Annotated in this window: 29 protein-coding genes; 4 read left to right on the forward strand and 25 right to left on the reverse strand. The window is 63.4% G+C overall.

Going from position 1 to position 20582, the window contains the following annotated elements; all coding sequences use genetic code 11:
* Positions 1 to 21 precede the first annotated feature (21 nt).
* Together AGI3411_RS01865 and AGI3411_RS01870 are read right to left on the reverse strand one after the other, a co-directional pair.
* On the reverse strand, positions 22 to 789 hold the full coding sequence (locus AGI3411_RS01865; protein ID WP_129525734.1) for an SDR family NAD(P)-dependent oxidoreductase: 768 nt from the start codon (positions 787 to 789) through the stop codon (positions 22 to 24).
* Positions 786 to 2504: an FAD-dependent oxidoreductase gene (locus tag AGI3411_RS01870; protein WP_129525735.1), complete on the reverse strand. Its 1719-nt coding sequence runs from the start codon at positions 2502 to 2504 to the stop codon at positions 786 to 788. The genes AGI3411_RS01865 and AGI3411_RS01870 overlap by 4 nt, the downstream gene beginning before the upstream one ends.
* 153 nt (positions 2505 to 2657) lie before the next feature.
* Between AGI3411_RS01870 and AGI3411_RS01875 the strand changes: the two genes are divergently transcribed.
* A complete protein-coding gene (locus AGI3411_RS01875) occupies positions 2658 to 3509 on the forward strand; it encodes an IclR family transcriptional regulator (RefSeq protein ID WP_129525736.1) in 852 nt (283 codons plus the stop codon).
* An 82-nt stretch (positions 3510 to 3591) separates the two neighbouring features.
* On the opposite strand, the gene dsbD is transcribed toward AGI3411_RS01875, so the two are convergent.
* Entirely contained in the window at positions 3592 to 5394 is a 1803-nt protein-coding gene (gene dsbD, locus AGI3411_RS01880; RefSeq protein WP_165359041.1) for a protein-disulfide reductase DsbD, read from the reverse strand.
* A gap of 89 nt (positions 5395 to 5483) precedes the next feature.
* A complete protein-coding gene (gene cutA, locus AGI3411_RS01885) occupies positions 5484 to 5831 on the reverse strand; it encodes a divalent-cation tolerance protein CutA (RefSeq protein ID WP_054457254.1) in 348 nt (115 codons plus the stop codon).
* Positions 5832 to 5953: 122 nt separating this feature from the next.
* Between cutA and AGI3411_RS01890 the strand changes: the two genes are divergently transcribed.
* A complete protein-coding gene (locus tag AGI3411_RS01890; protein ID WP_129525738.1) occupies positions 5954 to 6391 on the forward strand; it encodes an HIT family protein in 438 nt (145 codons plus the stop codon).
* Between the two features lie 101 nt (positions 6392 to 6492).
* Here the strand turns inward: AGI3411_RS01890 and rplQ are convergent, their stop codons facing one another.
* From rplQ to AGI3411_RS01985, 19 genes are all read right to left on the reverse strand, one after another.
* On the reverse strand, positions 6493 to 6888 hold the full coding sequence (gene rplQ / locus AGI3411_RS01895) for a 50S ribosomal protein L17 (protein WP_025136324.1): 396 nt from the start codon (positions 6886 to 6888) through the stop codon (positions 6493 to 6495).
* Positions 6889 to 7075: 187 nt separating this feature from the next.
* Positions 7076 to 8062 carry a DNA-directed RNA polymerase subunit alpha gene (locus AGI3411_RS01900; RefSeq protein WP_006216514.1) on the reverse strand — a complete coding sequence of 329 codons (987 nt, stop codon included), beginning with the start codon at positions 8060 to 8062 and terminating at the stop codon, positions 7076 to 7078.
* A 215-nt stretch (positions 8063 to 8277) separates the two neighbouring features.
* The gene (gene rpsD / locus AGI3411_RS01905) at positions 8278 to 8901 is read right to left on the reverse strand and encodes a 30S ribosomal protein S4 (RefSeq protein WP_013397000.1); all 624 of its coding nucleotides are present in this window, start codon (positions 8899 to 8901) and stop codon (positions 8278 to 8280) included.
* Between the two features lie 11 nt (positions 8902 to 8912).
* Complete coding sequence (rpsK, locus tag AGI3411_RS01910; protein WP_006216516.1) at positions 8913 to 9314, reverse strand: 30S ribosomal protein S11; 402 nt, start codon at positions 9312 to 9314, stop codon at positions 8913 to 8915.
* Positions 9315 to 9329: 15 nt separating this feature from the next.
* On the reverse strand, positions 9330 to 9695 hold the full coding sequence (rpsM, locus tag AGI3411_RS01915; RefSeq protein WP_006216517.1) for a 30S ribosomal protein S13: 366 nt from the start codon (positions 9693 to 9695) through the stop codon (positions 9330 to 9332).
* A gap of 43 nt (positions 9696 to 9738) precedes the next feature.
* Entirely contained in the window at positions 9739 to 9852 is a 114-nt protein-coding gene (rpmJ, locus tag AGI3411_RS01920) for a 50S ribosomal protein L36 (protein WP_003806928.1), read from the reverse strand.
* Between the two features lie 34 nt (positions 9853 to 9886).
* A complete protein-coding gene (infA, locus tag AGI3411_RS01925) occupies positions 9887 to 10105 on the reverse strand; it encodes a translation initiation factor IF-1 (protein WP_003806927.1) in 219 nt (72 codons plus the stop codon).
* A 7-nt stretch (positions 10106 to 10112) separates the two neighbouring features.
* Positions 10113 to 11438: a preprotein translocase subunit SecY gene (gene secY / locus AGI3411_RS01930; RefSeq protein ID WP_129242267.1), complete on the reverse strand. Its 1326-nt coding sequence runs from the start codon at positions 11436 to 11438 to the stop codon at positions 10113 to 10115.
* A 14-nt stretch (positions 11439 to 11452) separates the two neighbouring features.
* Positions 11453 to 11893, reverse strand: a complete 441-nt coding sequence (rplO, locus tag AGI3411_RS01935; protein ID WP_043541568.1) for a 50S ribosomal protein L15 — start codon at positions 11891 to 11893, stop codon at positions 11453 to 11455.
* A 9-nt stretch (positions 11894 to 11902) separates the two neighbouring features.
* Positions 11903 to 12088, reverse strand: coding sequence for a 50S ribosomal protein L30 (gene rpmD, locus AGI3411_RS01940; protein ID WP_006216520.1), 186 nt, complete (start codon positions 12086 to 12088; stop codon positions 11903 to 11905).
* Positions 12089 to 12091: 3 nt separating this feature from the next.
* A complete protein-coding gene (gene rpsE, locus AGI3411_RS01945) occupies positions 12092 to 12613 on the reverse strand; it encodes a 30S ribosomal protein S5 (RefSeq protein WP_013397003.1) in 522 nt (173 codons plus the stop codon).
* A gap of 15 nt (positions 12614 to 12628) precedes the next feature.
* Positions 12629 to 12994, reverse strand: coding sequence for a 50S ribosomal protein L18 (gene rplR, locus AGI3411_RS01950; RefSeq protein ID WP_013397004.1), 366 nt, complete (start codon positions 12992 to 12994; stop codon positions 12629 to 12631).
* 21 nt (positions 12995 to 13015) lie between these two features.
* Positions 13016 to 13549, reverse strand: a complete 534-nt coding sequence (gene rplF, locus AGI3411_RS01955; protein ID WP_129525739.1) for a 50S ribosomal protein L6 — start codon at positions 13547 to 13549, stop codon at positions 13016 to 13018.
* 12 nt (positions 13550 to 13561) lie between these two features.
* Positions 13562 to 13957, reverse strand: coding sequence for a 30S ribosomal protein S8 (gene rpsH / locus AGI3411_RS01960; protein ID WP_006392029.1), 396 nt, complete (start codon positions 13955 to 13957; stop codon positions 13562 to 13564).
* A 10-nt stretch (positions 13958 to 13967) separates the two neighbouring features.
* Positions 13968 to 14273 carry a 30S ribosomal protein S14 gene (rpsN, locus tag AGI3411_RS01965; protein WP_006216527.1) on the reverse strand — a complete coding sequence of 102 codons (306 nt, stop codon included), beginning with the start codon at positions 14271 to 14273 and terminating at the stop codon, positions 13968 to 13970.
* A 12-nt stretch (positions 14274 to 14285) separates the two neighbouring features.
* Positions 14286 to 14825: a 50S ribosomal protein L5 gene (gene rplE, locus AGI3411_RS01970; protein ID WP_043541565.1), complete on the reverse strand. Its 540-nt coding sequence runs from the start codon at positions 14823 to 14825 to the stop codon at positions 14286 to 14288.
* 12 nt (positions 14826 to 14837) lie between these two features.
* Positions 14838 to 15158, reverse strand: a complete 321-nt coding sequence (gene rplX, locus AGI3411_RS01975; RefSeq protein WP_006389623.1) for a 50S ribosomal protein L24 — start codon at positions 15156 to 15158, stop codon at positions 14838 to 14840.
* An 11-nt stretch (positions 15159 to 15169) separates the two neighbouring features.
* Positions 15170 to 15538: a 50S ribosomal protein L14 gene (gene rplN / locus AGI3411_RS01980; protein ID WP_006216531.1), complete on the reverse strand. Its 369-nt coding sequence runs from the start codon at positions 15536 to 15538 to the stop codon at positions 15170 to 15172.
* Positions 15539 to 15893: 355 nt separating this feature from the next.
* Positions 15894 to 16646, reverse strand: coding sequence for an aspartyl/asparaginyl beta-hydroxylase domain-containing protein (locus AGI3411_RS01985; protein WP_129525740.1), 753 nt, complete (start codon positions 16644 to 16646; stop codon positions 15894 to 15896).
* Between the two features lie 190 nt (positions 16647 to 16836).
* Between AGI3411_RS01985 and AGI3411_RS01990 the strand changes: the two genes are divergently transcribed.
* The gene (locus tag AGI3411_RS01990) at positions 16837 to 18264 is read left to right on the forward strand and encodes an NAD-dependent succinate-semialdehyde dehydrogenase (RefSeq protein ID WP_129525741.1); all 1428 of its coding nucleotides are present in this window, start codon (positions 16837 to 16839) and stop codon (positions 18262 to 18264) included.
* A 72-nt stretch (positions 18265 to 18336) separates the two neighbouring features.
* Here the strand turns inward: AGI3411_RS01990 and AGI3411_RS01995 are convergent, their stop codons facing one another.
* Complete coding sequence (locus AGI3411_RS01995) at positions 18337 to 19005, reverse strand: ArsR/SmtB family transcription factor (protein WP_129525784.1); 669 nt, start codon at positions 19003 to 19005, stop codon at positions 18337 to 18339.
* An 89-nt stretch (positions 19006 to 19094) separates the two neighbouring features.
* Here AGI3411_RS01995 and AGI3411_RS02000 point away from each other — a divergent pair, with 89 nt between their 5' ends.
* Positions 19095 to 19601 (forward strand): DUF2938 domain-containing protein, encoded by a 507-nt coding sequence (locus tag AGI3411_RS02000; RefSeq protein WP_129525742.1) that lies wholly within the window; start codon positions 19095 to 19097, stop codon positions 19599 to 19601.
* Here AGI3411_RS02000 and AGI3411_RS02005 read toward each other — a convergent pair.
* Positions 19575 to 20570: an AraC-like ligand-binding domain-containing protein gene (locus AGI3411_RS02005; RefSeq protein ID WP_129525743.1), complete on the reverse strand. Its 996-nt coding sequence runs from the start codon at positions 20568 to 20570 to the stop codon at positions 19575 to 19577. The two genes, AGI3411_RS02000 and AGI3411_RS02005, sit on opposite strands and share 27 nt — an antisense overlap.
* Positions 20571 to 20582 lie beyond the last annotated feature (12 nt).

A 20582-nucleotide genomic window follows, 5' to 3' on the forward strand; every position in this document is an offset into this window, starting at 1 on the left:
GGCGCCGTCCGCGCGGCGCCGCTATACCGCCAGGTAGCCGCCGTCCACCGGCAGGGACACGCCCGTTACGTATGCCGCCATGGGCGAAGCCAGGAATACGACGGGCCCGGCCAGGTCTTCCGGCTGGCCCACCCTTCCAAGCGGAATGCGCTGCATGAAACCCGCCAAGCGCGCGGGATCGTCCCGCGTGTACTGCGTCATCGGCGTTTCGATGACGCCCGGCGCGATCGCATTGACCCGTATGCCGTCGGGCGCGAGATCGCGCGCCATCGCCTGCGTCATCATCTTCACGCCGCCCTTGGACGGCGAGTAGCCCAGCGTCGACCCCACGCCCGCGAACGATGCGATGGAGCCCACGTTGATAACGACGCCGCGCGTGGCGCGCAATGCGTCCAGGAACGCGTGGATCATGTTGAAGCCGCCATTCAGATTCACGTCCAGTACCCGGCGCCAGTTCTCGGCGGCGCGCGGGCTGTCGATGCCCTCGCGGATCAGAATGCCGGCGTTGTTGACGAGCACGTCGATGGCCCCCTGTTCCTGCCGGACTGACGCGGCGATGGCCGCGCAGGCCTGAGGATCGGTCACGTCCAGCGCATGGGCGCATGCCTGGCCGCCCGCCGCGATGATGTCGCCGGCCGTCTGCCCGGCATTGCCGGCATGCACGTCGGTGGCCACCACGCGGGCCCCCGCCGCGGCCAGGCCTAGCGCAATCGCGCGCCCGTTGCCCTGCCCCGCGCCGGTAACCAGCGCCAGCTTGCCCTGCAGCAATCCGGCCGCCGCCCCGCTCATGCCACCCCCTGCGCCGCCGCGCCGGCGGCAATGCTCTGGCCGGCGATGTAGCCGAACGTCAGCGCCGGCCCCAGGGTAATGCCGGCGCCGGGATAGTTGCCCCCCATGATGCTGCAGGCGTCGTTGCCCACGGCGTACAGGCCGGGGATGACTTCCCCCTGCCCGCTCAAGGCCCGGCCTTCGCCATCCACCTTCAGGCCCGCGAAAGTGCCGATATCGCCGATCATCATCTTGATCGCGTAGTACGGCCCCTTGACGATCGGAGCCACGCAGGGATTCGGGCCGTGCAGGGCATCGCCCTGGTACCGGTTGTAGGCCTTGCTGCCTTTGCCAAATTCCGGATCGCGCCCCAATGCGGCTTCGCGGTTGAACGCTTCGATGGTCTGCCGCAGGCTGCCGGCGTCGATGCCGGTCTGTTGCGCCAGTTCCGCCACCGATGCGGCCCGCGTCAGGTAGCCCGTGTCCAGGTAGCGTTTGATCGGCAGGGGAAACGGCGCCACGCTGCCCAGACCGTACTTGCGCAGGGTCTTGTGGTCGCAGATGAGCCAGGCGCAGATCTCGCCCTGCCCCTGGCATGCGCGCACCATCTCCTGCACGAAGTCGTGGTACGAACTGCCTTCGTTCGCGAAGCGCTTGCCGTTGCGCGTCACCGCGATGACGCCTGGCTTGGCGCGGTCGATGAAATGGGGCATGTAGCCCGGGCTTCCGTCCTTGCGCGTCACCACGGAAACGGGCACCCAGGCGGCCGCGTTGGGCAATCCGGTGTTGACGCAAGCGCCTGCGCTCTCGGCCAGGCGCAGGCCGTCTCCTGTGTTGCCGGCGGGCGACGGCGAATAATGCTCCGTGCCCGTCGGCGCGTGCGGATACAGGCGCTTGCGCCGCTCGATGTCGTACGGAAAGCCGCCGGACGCCAGCACCACCGCGCGGGCGGCCCGAACGCGCACAGTGGCGCCGTCACGCTGCACGACTGCGCCGCGTACGGCCCCGTCCTCGATGATGAGCGACTGGGCCGGAGCGCGCAGCCATAGCGGTATTCCCAGCTTGAACGCGGAAGCCGCCAAGCGGCCCGCGAGGGCATTGCCATTGGTCAGCGTCATGCCGCGGCCGTGCTTGGCCACGTCCAGGAAATGCCGCGACAGGCGTTTGGCCACATACCAGGCCGAAGCCAGCGAGCGCGTCGCGCGCATGAAATGCACGATCTCCTTGCCCGATCCCAGCATCATGCCGAACACCGTCAGTTCAGGCAGGGCCGGCGCCAGGTCCCGGACGTGGGCGCCGAGCTTGCGCCCGTCATAGGGACGCGCCACCATCGAACGCCCGCCCTGCTTTCCCCCCGGCGCTTCCGCGTGATAGTCGGGAAACACCAGCGGCATGTCGAACTGCACTTCGGTCTTCGATGTGAAGAAATCCACGGCCCGCGGGCCATGCTCGAGAAACGCGTCGACGCGTTCGGGGTTGTAGCTGTCGCCGGCCTCGTGGCGCAGATAGGCGCGCCCTTCGTCGGGCGTTTCATGGATCCCCTGCACCTTCGCCAAGGACGTGCCCGGAATCCAGAGCCAGCCACCCGAACGGGCCGTGGAGCCGCCGAAACGCGGCTCTTTTTCAACGATAAGGACCTTCAGGCCCGCCGTAGCCGCAGTGATTGCCGCAGCCATGCCAGACGCGCCCGACCCGACGACCAGCAAGTCGCAGTCGTATTGACGAGAATCTTCCACGTTGTCTCCATACCCTTTGGGTTGCCTTGTCCCGGGCTGGGTTCCGGGATGGCTTTCTTGTTGCTTGAACTGTAGATAAGTGATTTGATAGTGTCAATATGATTCGCTATTAGCGAAAGTACTAACATAGGCAATCTCATTCGATAAAGAAAAATGACCGCCAACGCCAACTCCGGCAAGCGCAATGCCGCTCAGCCTCTCGCCAAACCGTCGCCGCGCAGGCGCGGCATCCAATCCATCGAAGTGGGCGGCAAGCTCCTGCTCGCGCTGCTGGATCACTCGTCCTCGCTGCCTTTGGGCGCACTGGCCAAGGCCGCCGGCATGTCGGGCGCCAACGCCCATGCCTATCTCGTCAGCTATGGCAACCTCGGCCTGGTCAGGCAGGATCCGAACTCCGGCGAGTACGAACTGGGCCCGCTCGCGCTGCAGCTGGGGCTGGCGGCCCTGCACAGGCTGGATCCCATCAAGATCGCCGTGCCCATGACGCGGGAGCTCGCGGAACGAACCGGACAGACCATCGCCATCGCGGTGTTGGGCAATCTCGGCCCCGTCATCGTGCATCTGCACGAATCGAACTACCCGATCCACGTCAACATGCGCACGGGCACGGTGATGTCCCTCACGAACACGGCGACGGGCAAGGTTTTCGCGGCGCTGCTGCCGCCCAAGAAGATCGAAAGCCTGCTGCACGAGGACTTCCTGCGCCTAGGCGCGGTGCCGTCGCTGGGCAAGACCGAGAAATTCGAGCGGACGCTGCGGGAAGTGCGCCAGCGCGGCATCGCCCGCGCCGTCGGCGATCCCATCCCCGGCATCAACGGCCTGAGCGCTCCGGTGTTCGATTCGAACGGCAACGTCGTCCTCGTCGTCACGGCGATCGGCGCGGCCGGCGTATTCGACGCCCGCTGGAGCAGTCCGCTGGTCGACGAAATCAAACGCTGCGCGGACGCCATCTCCGCCGAGCTCGGCTGGCAGAATCGCGACGTGCGCGCCACGAGCCGCGGCTAGATGCAGGAAGGCCGCGGCACCGGTAACGCCCGGGCCGCGGCCTTTATGACATTCTGGATCGATGCGGCATGGCCGCCGCCATTCAACGCATCAGCACCTTGTCCAGCGATTCGGTGAAGCGCTTCGCATCCTGGAAGCCCACGACGCGGGCATCGGGCAATTCCTTGCCTCCGGGTTCGAAGAACATGATGCCAGGCGGACCGAACAGGCGGAACCGCTTGAGCAATGTACGGTCGTCAGCGTTGTTTGCCGTCACATCCGCCTGCACCAGCACCATGCCCGCCATGCGTTGCGCAACGCCTGGATCCGTGAAGGTGAACCGCTCCATCTCGCGGCACGACACGCACCAGTCCGCGTAGAAATCCAACATGACAGGCTGGCGGCTTTGCGCCAGCACGGCATCCAGTTCGGCGTTGTTGCGCACGCGGGTAAAGCGTACCTCTCCGCCGGCATTCGCCGCGGCGACGGATACATCGGAACGCGCCGCCAGGTGCGACAGGGGCTGCAGAACGTCCCGTCCGCCGCTCGCGGCTCCCACCAGCCATGCGGCGGCCGCCAGCGCCAGCAGCAAACCCATTCCCTTGCCGAACATGCGCCCGGCGCCCGCGCCCTCAGGCAGGGCGTCGAACGCGCGCAGCATCACGGCGGAAACTACCGCCAGGAAGGCCCAGCCCGTCATCTGCACCCACGTCGGCACGACGGGAATCAGCATCCACCACGCCGTCGCCAGCAACAGCATGCCGAACAAGCGCTTCACACCGTCCATCCATGGGCCGGCCTTGGGCAGCAACGCGCCCGAGGACGCGCCGACGATCAGCAGCGGCACGCCCATGCCCCACGCCATCGCGAACAACGCCGACCCGCCCAGCACCACGTCGCCGGTCTGCGAGATGTACAGCAGCGCGCCGGCCAGCGGCGCGGCCACGCACGGCCCGACGATGAGCGCGGACAAAGCGCCCATCACCAGCGCGCCGGTATAGCGGCCGCCGGGAATGCGCGACGAGCGCTCGGACAACCGGGCCTGGATACCCGACGGCATCTGGAAGGTGAATGCGCCGAACATGGCCAGCGCCAGCACGGCCAGCAGGGCCGCGAAGAGGCTCAGGATCCATGGGGTCTGCAGCCAGGCGGCCAGCCCCGCGCCGCTCAGGCCGGCAGCCACGCCCAGGGCGGTATACACGACGGACATGCCCAGCACGTACGTGGCCGCCAGCGCCAGGCCGCGCCCGCGCGAGGGCCGCGCTTGCGCCGAACCGCCGACCACGATGGAGGAAAGGATGGGAATCATGGGCAGCACGCAAGGCGTGAATGCCAACAGCAGGCCCAGGACCAGGAACACGCCCGCCGTTTTCACCCAGCCAAGCCCGCCGAGGGCGTCGGCCAGCCCGGTATCGCCGGCGTTCACCAGCGCACCCAGGCTTCCGGAAGCGCTCGACGAGCCTGCCGCCGGGCCTGCGGGTCCTGCCAGCGCATAGCCGCCGGCTACCGGGGTAAGCTTCACGCTGCTGTCCATAGGCGGATAGCACAGGCCGGCATCCGCGCAGCCCTGGCCAGTCAGCGTCAGTGTGAACGGCTGGCCGCCCGGTGCGATGGGCACGCGTATCGCCACGTCCTTGTGGAAGACCTCCATGTCTTTCTCGAAGGTCGGGTCATACTTGACCTCGCCCTTGGGATAGACGGGCTCGCCCAGCGTGGCGGCGCCGATGGGGCTGATGGTGATGCCGAAGCGTTCGCGGTACATGTAGTACGCCGGCGCGACGCGGTAACGCAGCTCCAGCATGTCCGGTGTCACCATCTCCGCGCTAAACACGAAGGCCTTCTCGGGGTCCAGGAAGTCCGCCTCGGCCCGCGCGGCGGCCTGCCAGCCCAGCAACACCAGCGCCATGGCCAACAGGGCGAGGCATCGCCCGAAGAACGCGCGGAACGCGTGGGGCTGGCGCCTCGGCGCGCTGACGAAACCGGCAAATTGCAACATCAGTCTCTCTTGTTCTGCGTGACAGCCGTCTGTTCGCGCACCCAGTCCAGGTAGGGCGCGGCGCCGCCGATAACCGGCAGCACGATGATCTCGGGCACATCGTAGGGGTGCATCTGCGCCAGGGCCTGCACAACGGCCTGGTGGCGCGCATAGGTGGTCTTGATGTGGATGGGGATTTCCTCTGCCCCTTCGACTTCTCCTTTCCACATGTAGATGGACAGGCCCGGCGCGCCAAGGTTCACGCAGGCGGCGAGCCCGTCTTCGACCAGGACATGCGCGATCCGCTTGGCCAGAAGCAGGTCGGGCGCATTGCTGATGACCAGCACAACGTCGTCATCGCGCAACATGATGCCTCCTTGGAATACCCGTATAGGACGTAACTCAGGGTATTTTATCGGTATTGCGGCCATCGCCCGGATCCTGCGGACCCGCAAGCGCCGCCATGCAACCTGTTTTCACCGAGGCCCGCATGTCCGATAACTGTCTGTTCTGCCGCATCGCCCGCCACGAGATCCCCGCGCACATCGTCCACGAGGACGAGCGCCTCCTGGCCTTTCTCGACATCCAGCCCGTGCGCCCAGGGCATACGCTGATCATCCCCAAGCAGCACTATCCCTACTACGAGGACATGCCGGCCGATCTGGCGGGCCATATCCTCAACCTGGGCCAGAAGCTGGGACGCCACATGAAGCGCCTGTACGGCGTGGACCGGGTGGGTTTCGCGTTCACGGGCATCCACGTGGCGCATGCGCATGCGCACATCATCCCCATGCACCACCCGCAAGACGTCACCTCCACTCAGTACATCGAGCAGCAGGACCTGACATTCAAGATGCCGCCCCAGGCCGCGCCAGACGAACTGGCGACAACGGCCGCGCAATTGCGCGGTGAGCTGCACGCCTCCTGACACGCGCACGCCGCGGCCCATCCAGGCGGAGAAACGCGCGCGCAAATAGAACAAGGGCGGGTCCGAAGACCCGCCCTTGTCGCTTATCGCTCTGCCGAAACTTACTCGGCAGCGCTGTCCTCAGCGGCTTCATCGACTTCCGGACGGTCAACCAGTTCCATGAAGGCCATGGGAGCGTTGTCGCCTTGACGGAAGCCCATCTTCAGCACGCGGGTGTAGCCGCCGTTGCGGGCCGCGTAGCGCGGGCCGATTTCGGCGAACAACTTCACCACCGCATCGCGATCGCGCAGACGGGCAAAAGCCAGACGCTTGTTCGCGAGCGTGGGCTCCTTGCCCAGCGTGATCAGGGGTTCGATGACGCGGCGCAATTCTTTCGCCTTCGGCAGCGTGGTCTTGATCGCTTCGTGGGTGATCAACGAAACGGCCATGTTGCGGAACATGGCAAGACGGTGACTGCTGGTGCGGTTGAGCTTACGCAAGCCATTACCGTGACGCATGATAAGTTTCCTTTGAATCTAAAGACGGCGTTTCCGCCATCGGGTTGTCCGGCTCTTCTATCAACCTGCAATCAGGCCGCGGTCCGGTAGAAAACGGTGCATTTTACGACGATTTCGCAAACGGGCCGGCGCAAGGCCGGCTGCTTGCGGGAGCCGCCCCTTTCCAGGAACGGCCCCCTTTCAAGACTTAGGGACGCTCCAGGCCCAGGGGGGGCCAGTTTTCGAGCTTCATGCCCAGCGTCAGGCCGCGTGCGGCCAAGACTTCCTTGATCTCGTTGAGCGACTTGCGACCCAGGTTCGGGGTCTTGAGCAGCTCGTTTTCGGTACGCTGGATCAGGTCGCCGATGTAGTAGATGTTTTCGGCCTTCAGGCAGTTGGCCGAACGCACCGTCAGCTCCAGGTCGTCGACCGGACGCAGCAGCACCGGGTCGATCTGCGGCGTGCCGCGGACCGGGGCTTCGTACGAGTCGCCAGCGCCTTCCAGCGCGGCAAAGACCGAGATCTGGTCCATCAGGATGCGAGCCGACTGGCGCACCGCTTCCTCGGGCGAGATCACGCCGTTGGTTTCGATGTCCAGCACCAGCTTGTCCAGGTCGGTGCGCTGTTCCACGCGGGCGCTTTCAACGGCGTAGCTCACGCGGCGGACCGGGCTGAACGAAGCGTCCAGGACGATGCGGCCGATGGTGTGGGTGCGGTCTTCCGACAGCGCGCGCACGTTACCCGGCACGTAGCCACGGCCCTTTTCAACCTTGATCTGCATTTCCAGCTTGCCTGCGTCCGTCAGGTTGCAGATCGCATGGCCGGGGTTGATGATCTCGACGTCGTGCGGCAGCTCGATGTCGCTGGCCAGCACCGTGCCGGCGCCGGTCTTGCGCAGCACCAGGGTCACTTCGTCGCGATTGTGCAGCTTGAAAACCACGCCCTTCAAGTTCAGCAGGATGTCGACGACATCTTCGCGAACGCCCGGGATGGTCGAGTATTCGTGCACCACGCCCGTCATCTGCACTTCGGTCGGCGCGTAGCCGGTCATCGAAGACAGCAGGATGCGGCGCAGGGCGTTGCCCAGCGTATGACCGTAGCCACGCTCGAACGGCTCCATCACGATCTTGGCATGGTGCGTGCCGACCGGTTCGACTTCAATGGAGCGCGGCTTCAGGAAACCTTGAGTGGACATTTACTGTGTTCCTTTTCAATACCCTCGGCTCGTTACACCGATAAGGCTGATGGACAGGGTGAAACTTGAAACGCGGACGGCGCGAAAAACACCGGCCGATACTTACCGCAAAGCCCGCTCCGCCAAAAGGCGGAAAGCGGGCTGCTGCGGGACGTGCAAACGGGTCGCGAGACCAGCTCGCCGACGCCTTGCGAAGGTAGCGCCGGCAGGCTTGATTAACGCGAGTACAGTTCGACGACCATCGACTCGTTGATGTCGCGAGCGACGTCAGCGCGATCGGGGGCCGACTTGAACGTACCGGTCAACTTGGTCGTATCGACTTCCACCCACTGGGGGATGCCGATGCTGGTGGCCAGATCGAGCGATTCCTTGATGCGGCCTTGCTTCTTGGCCTTTTCGCGGATCGACACGACGTCGCCAGCCTTGACCAGCATCGAAGCGATGTCAGCCGTGTGGCCGTTCAGTTCGATGGCGCGGTGGCTCACCAGCTGGCGAGCTTCGGCGCGCGTCGAGCCGAAGCCCATGCGGTAGACGACGTTGTCCAGGCGCGATTCCAGCAGCTGGATCAGCGTTTCGCCGGTGTTGCCACGGCGACGCTCGGCTTCAGCGAAGTACTTGCGGAATTGCTTTTCCAGCACGCCGTACATGCGCTTGAGCTTTTGCTTTTCGCGCAGCTGCAGGCCGTAGTCGGAAGTGCGGGCACCCGAAGTGCGGCCGTGTTGGCCAGGCTTGGAATCCAGCTTGCACTTGGAATCCAGCGAGCGACGGGCGCTCTTCAGGAACAGGTCAGTACCCTCGCGGCGCGAGAGCTTGCATTTGGGTCCAATATAACGTGCCATGTGGATTCCCTTTAGATACGACGACGCTTCGGCGGACGGCAGCCGTTGTGCGGAACGGGCGTGATGTCGGCGATGGACGAAATCTTGATGCCCAGCGCGTTCAGAGCGCGGACCGACGATTCGCGACCGGGGCCGGGGCCCTTGATGCGCACTTCCAGCGTCTTGATGCCGTACTCCAGCGCGACGCGGCCAGCCGTTTCAGCAGCGACCTGCGCGGCGAACGGGGTCGACTTGCGCGAGCCCTTGAAGCCAGCACCGCCCGACGTGGCCCACGACAGTGCGTTGCCCTGACGATCGGTGATGGTGATGATGGTGTTGTTGAACGAAGCGTGAACGTGCGCGATGCCGTCCGAGACGTTCTTCTTGACCTTTTTGCGCACGCGCGAAGCGCCGCTGGTGGAAGCTTTCGCCATAATCCAGTTCCTCGATTATTTCTTCAGGGACGCAGCAGCACGACGCGGGCCCTTGCGGGTCCGGGCGTTGGTGCGAGTGCGCTGGCCGCGCACGGGCAAACCGCGCTTGTGACGCATACCGCGGTAGGTTCCCAGGTCGATCAAACGCTTGATCGAGAGCTGTACTTCACGACGCAGGTCGCCTTCAACCGTGAACAAACCAACATGTTCGCGGACGCGTTCCAATTCAGCGTCGTTCAGATCCTTGACCTTCTTGTCAAAGGGTACGTTTGCCGCTTCGCAAATCTTGCGAGCGCGCGTACGACCAATGCCAAAAATGGCGGTCAGTCCGATCTCGGCGTGCTGTTGCGGCGGGATGTTAATGCCAGCAATACGGGCCATGACTATTCCTTGAATAAATCTGTTGCGTAGTCGCTAACCCGAGTTAGCCTTGACGCTGCTTGTGACGCGGGTCGGTGCAGATAACGCGCACCACGCCGTGACGTTTGATAACTTTGCAGTTGCGGCAGATCCGCTTAACCGATGCCATTACTTTCATGGTTGACTCCTAATTTTCCGTAATCCGGTTCCGCTCATTTGGAGCGGAAAACTATCCTGGCTCGCGTCAGATCATAGGGCGTGAGCTCCACTGTGACCTTGTCACCCGGCAGGATCCGGATGTAATGCATACGCATCTTGCCGGAAATATGGCCCAACACCACGTGGCCGTTTTCGAGCTTGACGCGAAATGTCGCGTTGGGGAGGTTCTCAAGAACCTCGCCTTGCATCTGAATGACGTCGTCCTTGGACATCTTTTGCTTACCGCATCGGCAAACCCGAGCCCTTGAAGTTCGCCTTCTTGAGCAACGAGTCGTACTGGTGAGACATCATGTAGGCCTGAACCTGTGCCATGAAATCCATCGTCACCACCACAATAATCAACAGGGACGTACCACCGAAGTAGAAAGGAACGTTCCAGCGCATCACCAAGAATTCCGGCAACAGGCACACCAACGTGATGTAGATGGCACCTGCGAGCGTCAAACGCATCAGGATCTTGTCGATGTAGCGCGCTGTTTGTTCGCCCGGACGAATGCCCGGAACAAACGCACCACTCTTCTTCAGGTTGTCCGCCGTTTCGCGGCTGTTGAACACCAGAGCCGTGTAGAAAAAGCAGAAGAAAATAATCGCGACCGAGTACAGCGTGATGTAGAGCGGTTGACGAGGCGACAGGGCCGCAGCCAGGTCGCTAAGCCAGCGCATGTTCTCGCTGCTGGAAAACCAGCTCGTGATCGTGGCCGGGAACAGAATGATCGACGATGCGAAGATCGGCGGAATCACCCCTGCCATGTTCAGCTTCAGCGGCAAATGCGAGCTTTGGCCACCATAGATCTTGTTGCCGACCTGACGCTTGGCGTAGTTCACCGTGATCTTGCGCTGTCCGCGTTCCACGAACACCACAAAAGCGGTAACCAGCACCACCAGAGCCACGATGAACAGTGCCGACAGCACGGACATCGCGTTGGTGCGGACCAGGTCCAACAGTGCAGCCAGCGCGGCAGGCAAGCCTGCAACGATACCTGCGAAGATCAGGATGGAAATCCCGTTGCCCAGACCACGTTCCGTGATCTGCTCACCCAGCCACATGACGAACATGGTGCCGGTGACCAGGGTCACGACGGTCGTAAAGCGGAACAGCATGCCCGGATCGATCACCAGTCCCTGCTGGGACTCCAACGCTACCGAAATGCCCACTGCCTGCACCAGCGCCAGCACGACAGTGCCGTAGCGGGTGTATTGGGTAATCTTCCGACGGCCGGATTCGCCCTCTTTCTTGAGAGCTTCCAGCGACGGCACCACCACAGACATAAGCTGCATGATGATGGATGCCGAAATGTACGGCATGATCCCCAGGGCAAAAATCGAGAAGCGCGAGAGCGCCCCGCCCGAGAACATGTTGAACAGGCCGAGGATCCCGCCCTGGTTCTGGCGGAACAGGTCCGCCAGCGCATCCGGGTTGATGCCCGGTACCGGGATGTGAGTACCCAACCGGTAAACCACCAGGGCGAGCACCAGGAACACGAGACGGCGCTTTAGGTCGCCGTACCGTCCTCCGGTTTTGCCCAATGCCTGCGCGTTAGCCACTCGTCACCTCGTGATCAGGCAAGCGAGCCGCCCGCGGCTTCGATGGCGGCGCGAGCGCCGGCCGTCGCGGTAATGCCCTTCAGCACAACCTTGCGCGAGAGTTCACCCGACTTGATGACCTTGGCGTAACGAACCGCCTGGCCGATCACGCCAGCCGCCTTCAGCACTTGCACGTCGACTTCGTCGATGGGCAGGGCTTGCAGGTCCGACAGACGAACTTCGGCGTACAGGTGCTGGCCGAGCGGGGTGAAACCACGCTTGGGCAGACGACGCTGCAGCGGCATTTGACCGCCTTCGAAGCCAACCTTATGGAAACCGCCCGAGCGCGACTTCTGACCCTTGTGACCACGGCCGGCGGTCTTACCCAGACCCGAACCGATGCCACGGCCGACGCGGCGCTTGGCGTGCTTGCTGCCCTCAGCGGGCTTCAGCGAATTAAGTTGCATATCCGACATGGTGATTCCTTAGGCTTCCGAGACGGAAACGAGATAATCCACCTTACGGATCATCCCACGCACCTCGGGCGTATCGACCAACACGCGGCTGCTGTTGATGCGACCCAAGCCCAAACCGCGAACCGTATCACGGTGCGATTGCTTGGTACCGATCACCGAGCGCACGAGGGTCACTTTGATCTGCTTCTGAGCCATGATTTACCCCAGGATTTCTTCGACCGACTTGCCGCGCTTGGCAGCAACATCAGCCGGGGTCATGGAGGCGCGCAGGCCGTTCAACGTGGCGCGAACCATGTTGTAGGGGTTGCTCGAGCCCAGGCTCTTGGCAACCACGTTACGCACACCCATCACATCAAAAATAGCGCGCATCGGGCCGCCGGCGATAACACCGGTACCTTCAGCAGCGGGCGAGATCAGCACGGTAGCGGCGCCATGCTTGCCAACCACGGTGTGGTGCAGCGTGCCGTTCTTCAGGGCGACCTTGAACATGCCGCGGCGGGCCTGTTCCATCGCCTTCTGAACGGACACCGGCACTTCACGCGCCTTGCCCTTGCCCATGCCGATGCGACCATCGCCATCGCCAACCACGGTCAGCGCGGCAAAGCTCATGGTGCGACCACCCTTGACCACTTTGCTCACGCGGTTGACCGCGATCATCTTTTCGCGGAGGCCGTCATCGTTCTCTTTTTCCGCAGCGTTCTTGCCTTGTACTTTAGCCATTTGACAGATCCTCGCTTAGAACTTCAGGCCGGCTTCACGCGCGGCATCGGCCAGCGCTTTCACGCGGCCATGGTAACGAAAGCCCGAGCGATCGAAAGCGACCAGTTCGATACCGGCAGCCTTGGCCTTTTCGGCCACGCGCTTGCCAACCAGCGACGCAGCGGCTTTGTTGCCGCCCTGACCAGTTTGGCCGGCCAGTTGCGCGCGCACTTCGGCTTCGACAGTCGAGGCGCTGACCAGAACGCGATCGCCTTCCGGCGAAATGATGTTGGCGTAGATGTGCTGGTTCGAGCGGAAAATCGAGAGGCGATGAACGCGCAGCTCGTTGATCTTCCGGCGGGTCGGAACCGCACGACGCAAACGGGAAACTTTTTTGTCCATGATTCGTCCTTGCGTGCGCCGTTATTTCTTCTTGGTTTCTTTGATGACGACGCGTTCGTCCGAGTAACGCACGCCCTTGCCCTTGTAGGGTTCGGGTTCGCGGTACGCGCGGATTTCAGCGGCCACCTGACCGACGACTTGCTTGTTGGCGCCCTTGATGACGATTTCCGTCTGGGTGGGGCATTCGGCCTTGATACCGGCCGGCAACTGATGCACGACGTCGTGCGAGAAACCGAGCTGCAGCTTAACGGCGTCGCCTTGAACCGAGGCGCGGTAACCCACGCCAACCAGGTTCAGCTTGCGCTCGAATCCCTTGCTCACGCCGTTGACCATGTTGGCCACCAGCGCGCGCACGGTACCCGACATGGCATTGGCGTGACGGGTTTCGTTGGCGGCGGCAAACGTGAGCTTGCCTTCGTCCAGCGCAACCGTGACGTCGCCAGTCAGGGCTTGGGTCAAGGAACCCAGCGGGCCCTTGACGGTGATCTGATCCTGCTTGATGTCAGCTTCGACACCCTTGGGCAGCTCGACCGGATACTTAGCGATACGTGACATTCGAATTTCTCCTTAGGCCACGTAGCACAGCACTTCGCCGCCGACGCCGTTGGCGCGAGCCTTACGGTCGGTCATAACGCCGCGCGAGGTCGAAACGATAGCCACGCCCAGGCCGTTCATGACCTGAGGAATGCTGGTACGGCCCTTGTAGATACGCAGACCAGGGCGCGAGACGCGTTCGATGCGCTCGATAACCGGACGGCCAGCGTAGTACTTCAGGGTGATCTCGAGCTCAGGCTTGGCCTGGGTGCCCTTGATTTCAAAGCTGTCGATGTAGCCTTCGTCCTTCAGCACGGCGGCAATGGCCGCCTTCAGCTTCGAGGAGGGCATGTTCACCGTAACTTTGTCCACTTGCTGCGCATTGCGAATGCGGGTCAGCATATCGGCGATGGGATCGCTCATGCTCATATTGTTTCTCCTACCAGCTGGCCTTGGTGATGCCGGGGATTTCACCCTTCATCGCCATTTCACGCAGTTTGTGGCGCGTCAGGCCGAACTTGCGGAACACACCGCGCGGACGACCGGTGACCACGCAACGGTTACGTTGACGCGTCGGGTTGGCATTGCGCGGCAGCTGTTGCAGCTTGAGCCGAGCTTGGTAACGTTCTTCGTCGGTCTTCGACTGGTCGTCGATGATCGCCTTCAACTCAGCACGCTTGGCGGCGAACTTGTCAGCCAGCTTGGCGCGCTTGATGTCGCGATTGATGAGGGAAAGTTTAGCCACGTCATCAGCCCCTTAGTTACGGAACGGGAAGCTGAAGGCCGTCAACAGCGCCTTGGCTTCTTCGTCGGTCTTCGCGGAGGTGGTGATGCTGATGTTCAGCCCACGCAGCGCGTCGATCTTGTCGTACTCGATTTCGGGGAAAATGATCTGCTCTTTCACCCCGATGTTGTAGTTGCCACGGCCGTCGAACGCACGACCCGAGATGCCGCGGAAGTCGCGCACGCGAGGCAGCGCAACCGCCACCAGGCGATCCAGGAATTCGTACATGCGCTGACCACGCAGCGTGACCATGCAACCAATCGGGTAGTTTTCGCGGATCTTGAACCCGGCGATAGCCTTCTTGGTCTTCGTCACGACGGGCTTCTGGCCGGCGATCTTGGTCAGGTCCGAAACGGCGTGCTCGATGACCTTTTTGTCAGCGACGGCTTCCGAGACACCCATGTTCAGGGTGATCTTGGTGATGCGCGGCACTTCCATCGTGCTCTTGTAGCCAAACTTGGCCTGCAGGTCGGCAGCGACCTTGCTCTTATAGAGATCTTGCAAACGAGACATGTCTATCGCCCCTTACGCCTTGGCGCCGACAACGGCACCATTGGAACGGAACACGCGGACCTTGCGACCTTCGACTTCTTGCACGCCCACACGGTCGCCACGACCGGTCGCGGGGTTGAAGAGCGCCACATTCGAGATGTGGATCGGCATGGTCTTTTCGACGATTCCGCCCGGGTTGTTGGCCATCGGGTTGGCTTTCACGTGTTTCTTGACGACATTGACGCCTTCGACCAAAACGTGGTCGGCGTCAACGCGAGCAAGCACCGTACCGCGACGCTTCTTGTCGCGGCCGGTCAGGACGATGACTTCGTCGCCTTTACGAATGTTGTTCATCGTAGGGCTCCTTACAGCACTTCCGGGGCCAGCGACACGATCTTCATGAACTTCTCGGTACGCAGTTCACGCGTCACGGGTCCGAAGATGCGGGTGCCGATAGGCTCCAGCTTGGCGTTGAGCAACACGGCGGCATTGCCACCGAAACGAATCAGCGAACCGTCTTTACGGCGCACGCCCTTGGCGGTACGAACCACCACGGCATTGTAAATTTCGCCTTTCTTGACGCGTCCGCGCGGAGCCGCATCTTTGACGCTCACCTTGATGATGTCGCCGATACCGGCATAACGGCGCTTGGAGCCACCGAGCACCTTAATGCACATGACATGACGCGCACCAGTGTTATCGGCCACATCCAGCGTGGTCTGCATTTGGATCATGATTTTTCCTGTTCCAACTTAACTGGAAATACGGTTTTCCCAACAAGGGAACACTGCAATTCCTGCCAGTTTTGGTCCCGTCAGGTCTGCCGCCCTGCTTTAGTGTTGGCACGCCTAGTGCTTTCGCCCTACGCCTGCAACTGGTTGGCAACGCAACGACCCTGGGTTGAAATCCTGCGGGTATTCCCCCAACACGCCGAGTTAACTTGCCATTGGCTTGGGCCAACTCGATCGACAATCTGGGAAAGCTGATCATTCTAGCCTGGTTAAATTTTGAGCGCAAGCACTTTGTTGGGATAACGCACAAAAGACCACGTTTCGGCTTGGCGAGGCACCGCCGGCATCATGCGTCCCCTTATTTTTGACGATAGTACCCCTTCTCCCAGGCGTCGTGATTGGCCTTGCCGCGGCGGATTTCATCCGTGAATGGCGCGGCCATAAGCACCAGGCGGTTCAGCCACCTGACCGGCGCCCGGCACGGCCGTTCAAAGTCCACGAACAGCACGGCGCGCAGGCCGGCCGTATCGTTATGCACCTCGTGCGGGTACAGGTCGTCGAACACCACGGCCCGCCCTTCCTGCCAGCTATAGCGCTCGCCCCCGACCTCGATCCAGCACCGCTCGGCGGGCTCCGGCACCACCAGGCCCAGGTGCAGGCGCAGCACGCCGTTGTAAGGGCCGGTGTGCAGCGGAATTCTTTTGCCCGCCTCAAGGATGGAAAAGAACGCGGTGCGGATGCCCGGGATTCCCGCCAGCGCCCGGGCGGTGGCGGGACAGCGCGCCAGGTTACGGTCGGAACGCAGGCCATAACCCATGAACACGAACGTTTTCCATTGGTCGTCCGAGGTGATCTGCCCCACGTCGGGCGAGATCTCGTGGAAGGCGGGCAGGCGCTGGCGCTCGGACAGCAGCCCCGCCAATTCTGCGCGGATGGCGGGCGCCTGCGCCTCAAGCCCGGCCACCCAGGGAAACTGGCTGTTCCGGAAGATGGGATGGTCTCCCACCAGCGACGCCTGGGCAATACGATGGCGCAGCCAGTCTATGAACCGGAAAAAGACCCGCGAATAGACGCTGGGCTTGCCGGACGGACGCGCATCGACGGGTTGCACAATGGGTAATCCGGTAGGCAGCCAAAGATGCATCATTTTGTCCATGGCGGGGCACGCATGCAAGGTTTGCGCGCCGATTGGCTCCAAGGCTCCTGCCGCTATTGGACCTCCCCGCCGCCGGCAAGCTGGTTTAGACTGGCATGGGCGACAGCGATCGCTATCCACTCCTACTTCGCAAGGAAAGACAGGCATGTATGAACAGTTGGCGCTGTATATCGACGGCGAATTCGTCGCCGGAGAGGGCAGGCGCACCCAGGACGTCATCAACCCGGCCACGCTGGAAGTGCTCGGCCAGCTGCCCCACGCCACCGAAGCGGATCTGGATCGCGCGCTAGCCGCCGCCCAGCGCGCGTTCGAATCCTGGAAGAAATCTTCTCCCATGGATCGTTCCGCCATCCTGCGCAAGGTCGCCACCCTGTCGCGCGAGCGTGCCAAGGAAATCGGCCGCAACATGACCCTCGACCAGGGCAAGCCGCTGGCCGAAGCCGTCGGCGAGGTCACCTCCTGCGCCGAACATGCCGACTGGCACGCCGAGGAATGCCGCCGCATCTACGGCCGCGTGATCCAGCCGCGCAACCCTGACGTGCGCCAGATCGTGGTGCGCGAACCCATCGGCGTCTGCGCCGCCTTCACGCCCTGGAACTTCCCCTACAACCAAGCCATCCGCAAGATCGCCGCCGCGCTCGGCGCCGGTTGCACGGTGGTGCTGAAAGGTCCGGAAGACTCGCCCAGCGCCGTCATGGCCATCGCCCGCATGTTCCACGATGCCGGCCTGCCCAAGGGCTGCCTGAACATCGTTTGGGGCGAACCCGCCAAGATTTCCGACTATCTGATCCGTTCGCCGATCGTGCGCAAGGTCTCGTTCACCGGCTCCGTGCCGGTGGGCAAGCAACTGGCCGCGCTGGCCGGCGCCCACATGAAGCGCGTCACCATGGAGCTCGGCGGCCACTCGCCCGTGCTGGTGTTCGACGACGCCGACATCGACCGCGCCGCCACCATGCTGGCCAAGTTCAAGGTGCGCAACGCCGGCCAGGTGTGCGTGTCGCCCACCCGCTTCTACGTGCAGAACGGCGCCTACGAGCAGTTCCTGGCGCGCTTCTCCGAGGTGCTCAAGAACATCAAGGTCGGCGACGGCCTCGAAGCTGGCATCGACATGGGCCCGCTGGCGCACGAGCGCCGCGTCCCCGCCATGAGCGCTTTCATCGACGACGCCAAGAAGCATGGCGGCAAGGTGGTGGTCGGCGGTGGTCCGCTGGATCGCAAGGGCTTCTTCTTTGCCCCCACGGTTGTCACCGACCTGCCCGACAACGCCATGCTGATGACCGAAGAGCCCTTCGGCCCGGTGGCGCCGGTGGTCCGCTTCACCGACACCGATGAAGTGCTGGCGCGCGCCAACAGCCTGCCGTTCGGCCTGTCGTCCTACGTCTTCACCAACTCGCTGCAGACCGCCACCAAGGTCTCCAACGGCCTGGAAGCCGGCATGGTCAACATCAACCATTTCGGCAGCGCCCTGGCCGAGACGCCCTTCGGCGGTATCAAGGACAGCGGCATCGGCAGCGAAGGCGGCCTGGAAACGTTCGACGGCTACCTGGTCACGAAGTTCATCACGCACGTCTGATCCTGCCAGGCGCCAAGAAAAAGCCCCGGGCGTCGCCGTCCGGGGCTTTTTTTCGTCGTCGACGGCCGCGAGTCAGGCCGCCTCGACGCGCAATCCCGCCGCCTTCCATTCCGGAAAGCCAACATCCAGCCTGCGGGCGCGCAGGCCCCGGGCCTGCAGGGCGGCGACCGCATCCGACGACAGGACGCAGTACGGCCCCCGGCAATAGGCCACGATGTTGGCATCGGCCGGCAGGTCCGCCAGTCGGCCTTCCAGCTGCTCGGGCGGAATATTGACCGCCCCCGGCAGATGGCCCAGCGCGAATTCCTCCGCGGGACGCACATCCAGCAGCACGACGCTTCCGCTATCGAGCAGGCCGAGCAATTCGTCGACGGACACGCCGTCCAGGCGATCCCGCTGATGAATGCTGTCGGCGATGATTTCCTTGATCTCGGCGCGCTGGTGCTCGGCATAGCCGCGCAACGCCGCCAGCAACTGAGCGACCGGCCCCGTGCCCAGCCGGTACAGCACGCGCTTGCCGTCGCGCCGCGTCTGCACGAAACCTGCTCGGCGCAGGTGCTGCAAATGCTGGGACGTATTGGCCACCGACAGTCCGGACAGCTCGGCCAGGCGCTCGACCGCACGTTCGCCCTGGGCGACGTGCTCGAGCAGTACCAGGCGATGCGCATGCCCCAGGGTCTTGGCGACTTCGGCTAGCGCATCGAAATGCTGGGCGGGATAGGAATCGGCGGAAGCGTTCATTGACATGAAGATAGCATCACTCTAACATTCAATCAATAAATTGAATGTATTGAATATTCACGCTGCCTGGCACGACAACCGGAGATCCCATGGCCAACGAATCCGAATTCTTCCTGCGCGCGCTCCTGATCGGCGTGGGCGCAACCGCGGTCATGGACTTGTGGGCGGTTTTCCTCAAGCGCTGTCTGCGCCTGCCGTCGCTGGACTTTGCCATGGTAGGCAGATGGGTCGGCCATCTGGCGCGCGGCCAATTCACCCACGATGCCATCGGCCGGGCCGCCCCCGTGCCTGGCGAACGCGCGCTGGGCTGGGCCGCCCACTATGCGATCGGCGTGCTGTTCGCGGCGATCCTGCTGGCGGTCGCCGGCCTGGAATGGGCCCAGCGCCCGAGCTTGCTGCCCGCCCTGCTGTTCGGACTGGCCAGCTTGGCGGCCCCATTCTTCATTCTGCAGCCGGGCATGGGAGCCGGCATTGCCGCGTCCCGCACCCCCAGGCCCAACACGGCCCGCCTGCGCAGCCTGATGGCCCACACCGTTTTCGGCATCGGCCTGTACCTGGCCGCCTGGGGATCAACCCTGCTGTTGGCCCGGATCTGAAAGCCCTGGCTGGAAGCCCGCCCGCAGGTCGCGCGGCGTCACGCCGAAACGGCGCTTGAACAAGCGGCTGAAATGCGAAGGATGCGAAAAGCCCACCTGGTAGGCCAATTCCGCGATGCTGCGATGGCGATGCAGCGGATTCAGCAGCAGCTCGCGGCATTTGTCGAGCCGCAGTTCGAAAATGAAGGACTCCGCCGACAAGCCGCCCGCGCGCAGGATGCGATGCAGATAGGCCACGGACACCCCGCAGCCCTGCGCCACGTGCTGCGGCGAGAGCGCAGGATCGGCCAGATGCTGGCGAATGTAGGCCAGCACCCGTTGCCGATGCGCCACCGTCACGCTGCTGTCCGACTCCGACGCGTACCCCTGCCCCGGCTGCACGAGAAACAGCACGATCAGGTCGATCAGCCGTTCACCCAGCTCCGCCACCTCGGCCTCGGACCACCCGCCCATGCCCTTGAACAGATGATCCATATAGCTGGCCAGGAGCGCGCCCCGCGGCGAGCCGTCATCCACGCGCAGCTTGTAGAACGCTCCGATGCGGGAATCGCGCTGGGATAGCGCGCTGCGCGGGAACGACACACTCAGGCTGCGGTAGCCCGAGGCGCCCTGCGCCGTCGCCTGGTAGGGCAAGCTCTGGTTCATCAGGTATACGCACCCCGGCTCGACCTGGAACTCGCGCCCCTGCTGCTGCACCGCCAAGGGCCCGGCCAATGGCAGGCCGAAGGTATAGAACTCCTGATCCAGCCGCGACACATTGCCGGCCGTGCGCTCGAGCTTCTGTCCCTGATAGTGCAGGTCATTGAACTGCAGGCTGGCGCGGCGCACATAGCGCACGTGTCCAGAGAAATTGCCCGGCCTGCCGTGGTGCACCTCGAACGGACCGAACGCATCCGACAGAGCCGCGCGCCACGCATCGCGCCGGTCAGCGCCGGCGCTGGCCGAAATGGCGAATTCCGTATCGGACATGGCGCGGTCTCC

Origin of the sequence: Achromobacter agilis (assembly GCF_900496965.1) — a bacterium.
GTDB lineage: Bacteria > Pseudomonadota > Gammaproteobacteria > Burkholderiales > Burkholderiaceae_B > Achromobacter > Achromobacter agilis.